This window comes from Rhodococcus sp. (in: high G+C Gram-positive bacteria) (assembly GCF_049591685.1).
In the GTDB taxonomy this organism is placed as follows: domain Bacteria; phylum Actinomycetota; class Actinomycetes; order Mycobacteriales; family Mycobacteriaceae; genus Rhodococcoides.
The window spans coordinates 1-7,657 of record NZ_JBAWFH010000533.1 but is presented as its reverse complement, the minus strand read 5'-3'; the positions used below and the strand labels follow the sequence as shown (position 1 = coordinate 7,657).

The following is a 7,657-nucleotide window of genomic DNA, read 5'->3' as shown; positions in this document are numbered from 1 at the left end:
GTGCCCGACGATGCTGAGACGGGCCTACGTGTGGTGCTGAGAGTTCTCTGGCAAGTCGGCTACGTGACGCGGGCAAACGCGTCGGCGACATCGTCGACGGCGCGGCGCAGCAGTTGCTCGTACACGTCGGGGTCGGGCACGGCCGAGTGTGCGGACATGACCCCGAGCGTCACCGAGTCGCCGATGCCGTGCACCCCGTGGGTGAGTCCCATGACGGGCGACAGCGCCGGAAATCCGGCCGTGAACCGCACTCGACCGCCGCCCACGACGAGACCGGCGTCGCCCCGCGCGACGCTGGACACGACGGTGTTGCCGGTGACCCGCTCGGGTACGGCGGTGGCGTCGAATTGGCGGATGCCCCAGCGAAGCAGGGCCGCGGGCACCATTTCCGCAGCAAGGCTCGAGGCTTGCATAGCGGGGTGCGCGGCGCGAGTACGGCGCTCCGAGAGGTCACGGCCGATCGATCGGGCGCGTTCGACGAGGTCGGTGGTTGTGGGGTGCAGCCCGACTCCCGCGTTACGAAAGTGATTGCGTGCGCGCCGTGCTCCGGGCTTGGAGAGCGTGACCTCGGCGCCGAGATCGGCGGGCGCAGAATCGCCGTGCATCGTGAGGTACCGCGTCAGGGCGTGCGAGACGGCGGTGAGGGCACCGACCGTGACGCTGATGCCCGGGGCCGTGAAATCGCATCGGTTCCGGACGACGGTGCGCACGGCAATGGGTCCGTCGGGCGCGACGTCGACCCTGGTCTTGGTGCGGCCCGGTGCCTGTGGTGGGACGACGCCGGCCTCGGTGTCCGCCGCGAGTCGGCGCTCGGCCTTCGCAGCTTCACGGGCGCCTGCGAATCTATTGGTGGGGCTCGGACGTCCGCTGTCGACGATCGGGTCGGGGTGCGCGGCGCTGTCGCCGAACAGTCGACGTGCCAGTGCCGATGCGGTCCGGCCGTCGCCGAGTGCATGCGAAATCTGCAGTATCGCAACGAGAGCGGGCCCCGCACCTCGAGGAGCGTGGGTGACGTCGGCGAAAAGGTGTATTCGCCATGTTGTTTCGCGCGGATCCAGCTGATCGGCGACGAGGTCGGCGACGCCGCCGAGGCAGTTGTTCCAGGTGCTCGCGGAGTCGTGTTCGCGCACATGGCCGTCACCGACCGCCATGGGATCCCATCGAGGAAACGTCAGGCCCCACCGGGTGTCCGTGATGCGCAGGTGCAGCTCGTCGACGCCGGAGGCATTGCGTAGCAGCTCCGCGCGCACGGAGTCTGCCGATGCGTCCGTGTCGAAGCAGAACAGGAGGAACTGATCGTTGGGAATCTTCGCGGACATCCAGTACGTCTGCGCATCGGTCGGCAGCAGGCGGTGGCTCACGCACCGAGGGTAGAACACGACTGCGCCGCCGCGCTCTCGAAAGAGAATGCGGCGGCGCAGGAAACCCCCAAGTCAGAAGCCCCAGATCAGAAGCCCCCAGGTCAGAAGCCCACAGTTCAGGCGACGTTGACGAGTCCTACCGTCGGGAAGAAGAAGCAGTTCTTCTCACCGGCGGGGGTGTTGTGCGTGACGTTGCCGAACACGGCGGCGAGGACGGTGCCGGATCCGGTTTCGACCGGCACGGCGCGGGCGCCGGCAGCGGGCAGGGTGGACAGTGCCTGGGTGAGTGGGCCTCGTGCCAGGTCCTTGACCATCTGCGGCGCGTCGAGGTTGGCCATAACGGCGTCGACCAGTTCGGTGGTCGCGCCACCCATGTCGGCGAAGCCGCCCTTCAAGGTGTTGACGTTGAACCAGGCGACCTGCATTCCGCTCTTGTTCGCGGAATCGTCGACGATGCCCGCCGGGACGAAGGCGAACACCGTCTCGCCCTTCTCGGCCGCGTTGAGCGGCGGAAGCACCGGCAACTTGATGTTCGGCCACGGTCCACCGGCTGCGCCTGCGACTGCTGGTGCGATGTCGAGCGGGAGGCCCGGCGCGGCGGCGCAGTTGATCGACGCGGTGGGGTAGAAGAACGGGGTGATACCGGCCTCGGTGAGAATGCGGTTGACGGCGTCGAGTGCGGCGAGGGGATTGGCGTCTGTCGGCTCTGCTACCTCGGTGCGGCTGGCGGCGATTGCGTCTGCGGCTGCCTGCGACACTGCATCGCTGCCGGCAGGTACTGCGTCGCTGCCGGCAGGTACTGCATCGCTGCCGGCAGGTGCAGGGTCCGCTGCCGCGGTCGCGGGAACGGCGAGGAGAGCGGCACAGGCCAGTGCGACCGTTCCCGCTAGACGGTTGAAGCGACGAGACATGTGTGACTCCTGGGACTCATGAGACCAAAGTTATGAATGTGGTGATGGGAACACACCCTCGTTCGGTTTCTCAACCCCAGAGGCCCGCGGTTACTCAATCGATACGTCAGCTCGCTTGAATTCCGTAGTCGCGAACAATGCCGACCAGGCCCGATGCGTACCCCTGGCCGATTGCGCGGAATTTCCATTCCTGACCGCGTCGATACAGTTCGCCGAAGACCATCGCTGTCTCCGTCGACGCATCCTCGGTCAGGTCGAACCTGGCCAGTTCGCGGCCGTCCGCGCGGTCGACCACCCGAATGAAAGCATTGATGACCTGACCGAAGTTCTGGCCGAGAGCGTCCGCGTCGTGAATCGACACCGGAAACACGATGGAGTCGATGTCTGGCGAGAGGGCGACGAGATCGACGTTGATCGTTTCGTCGTCGCCTTCACCCTCGCCCGTTCGGTTGTCGCCGGTGTGCTCGATGGCGCCGTCCGGCGAGCGAAGATTGTTGTAGAAGACGAAGTACAGGTCCCCGGCGGACTTCTTGTCCGCACCGAGGCCGATGGCGCTCGCGTCGAGGTCGAAGTCGCCGCCCGTGGTGTTGCGGACGTCCCAACCGAGCCCGATGGACACGGCGGTCAGATTCGGCGCTTCCTTCGACAACGAGACATTTCCGCCCTTGGCCAGCGTGACGCCCATTCCGGTACTCCTTCGGCTCGACTGCATGCACAGACTTCTGTGGTCCACAGTAGGTGCGGTGCGGGGCTGACGGCCACTGCTGGGTCGGGTGTGACTAGCGGTGCAGGTGTGAATGTGGTGCAATACCGAAACCGAGAAAGCTACCAGCGTCGTCGATCAGAGGCGCTGCGACACGCCCGAACGATTGCTATCGATGTGGGGAATGCACGTGCACGTATCGCGCCGAGACCTGTTCAAATACGCCGCCGTCGGATCTGCGGCTGCCGTCGGATGGGCGGCGGTTGGTTCGACGGCAGTGGGTACGACGGCCGCGCATGCGGACGGATTGGGAACACTCGTCGACTACTCCGGTGGTGTGCCCTCGCCCGAATCGATCTCTCGAGCGGGACACCTGGGCGCTATCCGATACGTGTCCGACCGCAGACCCGACGCGCAGTGGATGCTCGGCAAGCCGATGGCCCGGGACGAGGCGGACGCACTCGTCGAATCCGGCCTCGAGGTGGTGTCCAACTACCAGTTCGGAAAGGGGGCGACCTCGGACTGGAAGGGCGGGTACGCGGCGGGCGTCGAGCACGGGCAGCGCGGTCTCGAATTGCACAGGGCCGCAGGCGGACCCGAGAACCGGCCGATCTATGTTTCGATCGACGACAATCCCAATGCGGTGCAGTTTGCCACCCAGATCGCGCCGTACATCCTGGGTTGGCAGTCGGTCATCGGTGCGGAGAACACCGGTATCTACGCCAATTCACCGACCATCGAACTCGCGACGATCGCCGGCCTCGGCCAGTGGTACTGGCAGCACAACTGGGGAACCCCGAAGGGGTTCCGTCATCCCGCCGCGCATCTGCATCAGGTACGGATCGACAAGGACATCATCGACGGAATCGGCGTCGACATCAATGTCGTTCTCGCTCCCGACTACGGGCAGTGGTCTCTCGCCTGAGCGAGGGGTCCGAACCGTTCGATGTCGTCAGCAACAGGACGAGGGACACCGACGCCAGTGCGGCCACCGCGGCGGAGAACACCACACCGGCCGTGACGAGTCCCCACGCCTGCGCCGCAGCACCGGCGCCGATCACCGGTACCGAGATGGCGACGTAGAGCACGACGAAGAACGTCGATGTCACCTCCGCGCGCCGGTCGGCGGGTAGCTCGGCCGTCACCGACCCCATGCCCTTGCTGAACGTGACGCCCTGGCCGATGCCGCACACGATCGCCGCCAGCACCAACAGGGGCAGCGACGCTGTGAGCAGCGACAGGCAGAGGGCACCGACGCCCAGCAGCAGCACGACGCATCCGGCGCGCATCGCGAACGTCGTATCGAGGCGTCGAAATGCGATCTGGGCGACAGCCGATGACGCGAAGATCAAAAAGACGACGACGCCGGTGACGGCGTGGTTCTCGATGCCGAGAACCTGAGTCATGAAACCGGACGAGATGCCGGTGAACAGTCCCAGCACGGCGAAGCCCGCGAATCCTCCGATCGCGGCGCGAACGAACGTGCCACGGATGGGCGCCGGGATCGACAGCCGCTGCATGCGCGGCCGAGCGCCTCGCTCGACCGCGACCGGCTCGGGCGCGAGCCAGACGAGCACCCCGGCGAGTAGCAGCGCAGCAATGTCGACGGCGAAGGTCAAGCGCAGAGGCTGCGGCAGATATTCGACGAGGAGACCCGCTATGAGCGGACCGAGGCCGAGCCCGCCGATGTTGGCGGCCGTCGCGACAGCGGGGGCCCGAGAGCGCCACCTGTCCGGAACCAGCTCGACGAGAGTCACGGTAGCGGTGCCGACGAACACGCCGGCGGACAGTCCGGACAGGACTCTGCCGAAGAGCAACGCCGTGAGTGACTCGGCCGAGATGAACACGAGTGCACTCGCGATACCCAGTGCGACGCCCGCGAGGAGTAGCGGCCGTCTTCCCAGTGAGTCCGACCATCGCCCGAATGCGAGGAGCGCGAACAGAACGCCCACCGCGTATGCAGCGAAAATGACGGTGATCACGAGGACGGAGAATCCGAACTCGTCCTGATACAACGAGTAAATCGGGGTGGGCATGGTGGTGCCCAACATCGCCACCGCGAACGCATAGGTGATCGCCACGAAGGCCATGGCGCGGCTGAACGCGGGTCTGCTCACGAGCAGACCCTACGTGCCGGGTGGATCAGGGGACGAAGACGGTTCCGATGGTCGGGAGGAAGCCGCAGCTGCGTGCCGGAGCGGCCGGATCTTCCGTGGACTGCGTCGTGATCGATCCCGAGACGACTGCAAGCACGCGGCCGGGGCCGGTGTCGGCGATGGCGGAGACCGTCGCCGGTCCGCCGGGGTTGATGTTCGATGCGCCGGTCAGTTCCTGCGTACCGCTGAGACGGTTGTCGAGATTGAGCCACGTGACCGTCAGCGGCGCTTCCTGGACAGCCGCGAGCGGGGCGGTTCCGAGGGCGGTGAAGACGAATCCGGCCTGGCCTGCGGGCGGGCCGGGAGGAGGCAGGGTAGCCGGACCGGGGACGGCGAGTGCCGTTCCGACCGAGTCGGCGGTGTCCGAGATGCAGCCCTTACCGATGGTCGGGTACAGGAACTGTGCGATGACTGGGCCATCGGCCGGCGGGAGATCCGGGCCGCCGCCTCCCGATCCGTCGAGGAACGTGATGACGGTTTCGAGCGTGGATTTGACCTGATCCGGCAGAGCGGACGTTTCGAGCAGGGTTCGCGCCTGAGCGAGCAGATCGGCCTGCGGAGGCCCTGCGACGTCGGTCGGCCCTGCAGCTGCGCCCACGATGGCCGGGGCGAGAGATGCCAGCGCTTCGACCTGTGCGTAGTCGGGGAGCGGCTGATCGGGCACCGGGAGGAAGAAGGGAGGAAGCTCTGCCGCCGGCGGTGCCGGCTGAGCGTTTCCGACAGCCGGCACGGCCAGAGCGGCGGCCAACGCCACGGCCACAGCACTGACGGTCCTGCGCGTTACCCCGGTACGAAGCACTTATTTCCCCATCCTGATCGAAAAGCGGGCCGTGATTAGCTGGCTCGAGGGGTCACTCTATGTACCGGACCCATCGTTGTACAGCCGATGCCCGCCTCCACTGCTTCCGCAGATTAGCCTGTTACGGAAGTGAATAGTGTGGTTGGTGATGCAAATGTTACTTGTGACAGTGCAGCACCGACGCCTCGTTATTCTGTGATCGGCGCGTTCCGCCATTTTCCGACGTGCCTATAGGCTCGGCTGTCGGATCCGCATCCGCCGGCCCGAACACGACACCCGAACGGGAGCAGACGCGAGATGAACCGCCTGGTCCGAGGTGCACCCTTCCTGCTCGCGTTGTCCGTCGTCGCGCGGTTGGTCTGGGCCTTCGCCACACCGAACGGGATGAACCTCGTCGACCTGCACGTCTACGTCGACGGCTCGGCCGCGCTGCTGCGCGGCGATCTGTACGACTTCACCTATTCGGTCGAGACGCCCGACTTTCCGCTTCCGTTCACGTATCCGCCGTTCGCCGCTCTGGTGTTCTTTCCTCTGCATTACCTCCCGTTCACCCTTGTGGGAGTGCTGTGGCAATTGGCGACGATGGCGGCGATGTTCCTGTTGCTGCGGCTCAGCCTCGGACTCGTGCTGGGCGACGACACCGCACGCTCGTCGCACTGGACCCGTGTGACGATGCTGTGGACCGCGCTGGCGCTGTGGACGGAACCGATGCGCACCACGCTCGACTACGGCCAGGTCAACGTGTTTCTCGCGCTCGCGGCCGTCGTCGCGGTCCGCAGCGCGCGGTGGTGGATCGCCGGAGGTCTCGTCGGATTCGCCGCAGGGATCAAACTGACCCCGGCCATCACCGGTCTGTACTTCCTCGCGACCCGGCGCTGGAAGGCCGCAGCCTTCTCCGCGGTCGCCTTCGCCGCGACCGTCGCGGTCAGCTATCTCGTTCTGGGACATCAGGCGGGCACCTACTTCACCACCCTGCTCGGCGACGCCGACCGCATCGGCCCGGTGGGTTCGGTGTGGAACCAGTCGCTGCGCGGAGCGATGAGCCGCATCGCCGGTTTCGACGTCGAGTCGAGACTGGTCTGGATAATCGGTGTGGTCGTGGTCGCCGTCGCCGCCGTGCTGGCGTGGCGTTCCCTACGTGAGGACGATCGTCTCGGCACCCTCATCGTCGTTCAGCTGTTCGGGCTGTCCGTGTCCCCGATCTCGTGGTCGCACCACTGGGTGTGGGTGATGCCCCTGCTGGTCTGGATGCTGCACGGGCCGGATCGGGCGCTGCTCGGCACCCGCCTGGTCGCGGGATTCTGGCTGGTAACCACCGTCGTGGGCGTCCCCTGGATACTCAGCTTCTTCCAGGACTCCATCTGGCTCGTATCCCGGCCGGGCGGGCTCGCCTGGCTCGGCGCGGTCGACATGGTGGGCGTCCTGCTGGTCTACGGCTGGACCGTCTACCTGGGCCGCCGACGGAAAATCAGTCGGCGGGAAGAAGAGCGTCGATCTGCCGAGCCAGATCGGCGTCTTTCCTCGTGAGTCCACCCGCGGAGTGGGTGGACAGCGTGAACGTCAATTTTCGCCACCGGATGTCGACGTCCGGGTGGTGGTTCGCCGCCTCCGCTGCCTCCGCGACGCGCGAGACGAACTCGATCGCCGCCGGAAACGTCGGAAGTTCGACGGTGCGGGTGATCGTGCTCCCGGCAAGGGACCACTCGGGAAGATCTGCGAGGGCGTCG

The 7,657-nt window shown here is 66.3% G+C and carries 8 protein-coding genes; 2 read left to right on the top strand and 6 right to left on the bottom strand.

All coding sequences use genetic code 11. The features are described 5' to 3' along the window. Window positions 1-59 precede the first annotated feature (59 nt). From WBQ44_RS21810 to WBQ44_RS21800, 3 genes are all read right to left on the bottom strand, one after another. Window positions 60-1,361 (bottom strand): WS/DGAT domain-containing protein, encoded by a 1,302-nt coding sequence (locus tag WBQ44_RS21810; protein WP_495568750.1) that lies wholly within the window; start codon window positions 1,359-1,361, stop codon window positions 60-62. Window positions 1,362-1,477: 116 nt separating this feature from the next. Continuing rightward, the gene (locus tag WBQ44_RS21805; protein WP_495568749.1) at window positions 1,478-2,272 is read right to left on the bottom strand and encodes a hypothetical protein; all 795 of its coding nucleotides are present in this window, start codon (window positions 2,270-2,272) and stop codon (window positions 1,478-1,480) included. A 106-nt stretch (window positions 2,273-2,378) separates the two neighbouring features. Further along, window positions 2,379-2,957, bottom strand: coding sequence for a TerD family protein (locus tag WBQ44_RS21800; protein ID WP_495568748.1), 579 nt, complete (start codon window positions 2,955-2,957; stop codon window positions 2,379-2,381). 193 nt (window positions 2,958-3,150) lie between these two features. Between WBQ44_RS21800 and WBQ44_RS21795 the strand changes: the two genes are divergently transcribed. Next, window positions 3,151-3,900, top strand: coding sequence for a DUF1906 domain-containing protein (locus WBQ44_RS21795; RefSeq protein WP_495568747.1), 750 nt, complete (start codon window positions 3,151-3,153; stop codon window positions 3,898-3,900). Here WBQ44_RS21795 and WBQ44_RS21790 read toward each other — a convergent pair. Further along, the gene (locus tag WBQ44_RS21790) at window positions 3,854-5,065 is read right to left on the bottom strand and encodes an MFS transporter (RefSeq protein WP_495568751.1); all 1,212 of its coding nucleotides are present in this window, start codon (window positions 5,063-5,065) and stop codon (window positions 3,854-3,856) included. The two genes, WBQ44_RS21795 and WBQ44_RS21790, sit on opposite strands and share 47 nt — an antisense overlap. A 52-nt stretch (window positions 5,066-5,117) precedes the next feature. Next, window positions 5,118-5,930 carry an Rv1157c family protein gene (locus tag WBQ44_RS21785; protein ID WP_495568746.1) on the bottom strand — a complete coding sequence of 271 codons (813 nt, stop codon included), beginning with the start codon at window positions 5,928-5,930 and terminating at the stop codon, window positions 5,118-5,120. A gap of 297 nt (window positions 5,931-6,227) precedes the next feature. Here WBQ44_RS21785 and WBQ44_RS21780 point away from each other — a divergent pair, with 297 nt between their 5' ends. Further along, entirely contained in the window at window positions 6,228-7,457 is a 1,230-nt protein-coding gene (locus WBQ44_RS21780; protein WP_495568745.1) for a mannosyltransferase, read from the top strand. Here the strand turns inward: WBQ44_RS21780 and WBQ44_RS21775 are convergent. Then, a partial coding sequence (locus WBQ44_RS21775; protein WP_495568744.1) for a 4a-hydroxytetrahydrobiopterin dehydratase occupies window positions 7,399-7,657 on the bottom strand: 259 nt, incomplete at its 5' end. The genes WBQ44_RS21780 and WBQ44_RS21775 overlap by 59 nt on opposite strands.

What these genes read in the sequence shown, in the direction of transcription:
- WBQ44_RS21805 (WP_495568749.1), bottom strand. Translation starts at nt 2,272, where the DNA reads ATGTCTCGTCGCTTCAACCGTCTAGCGGGAACGGTCGCACTGGCCTGT.
- WBQ44_RS21800 (WP_495568748.1), bottom strand. Translation starts at nt 2,957, where the DNA reads ATGGGCGTCACGCTGGCCAAGGGCGGAAATGTCTCGTTGTCGAAGGAA.
- WBQ44_RS21795 (WP_495568747.1), top strand. Translation starts at nt 3,151, where the DNA reads ATGTGGGGAATGCACGTGCACGTATCGCGCCGAGACCTGTTCAAATAC.
- WBQ44_RS21790 (WP_495568751.1), bottom strand. Translation starts at nt 5,065, where the DNA reads ATGGCCTTCGTGGCGATCACCTATGCGTTCGCGGTGGCGATGTTGGGC.
- WBQ44_RS21780 (WP_495568745.1), top strand. Translation starts at nt 6,228, where the DNA reads ATGAACCGCCTGGTCCGAGGTGCACCCTTCCTGCTCGCGTTGTCCGTC.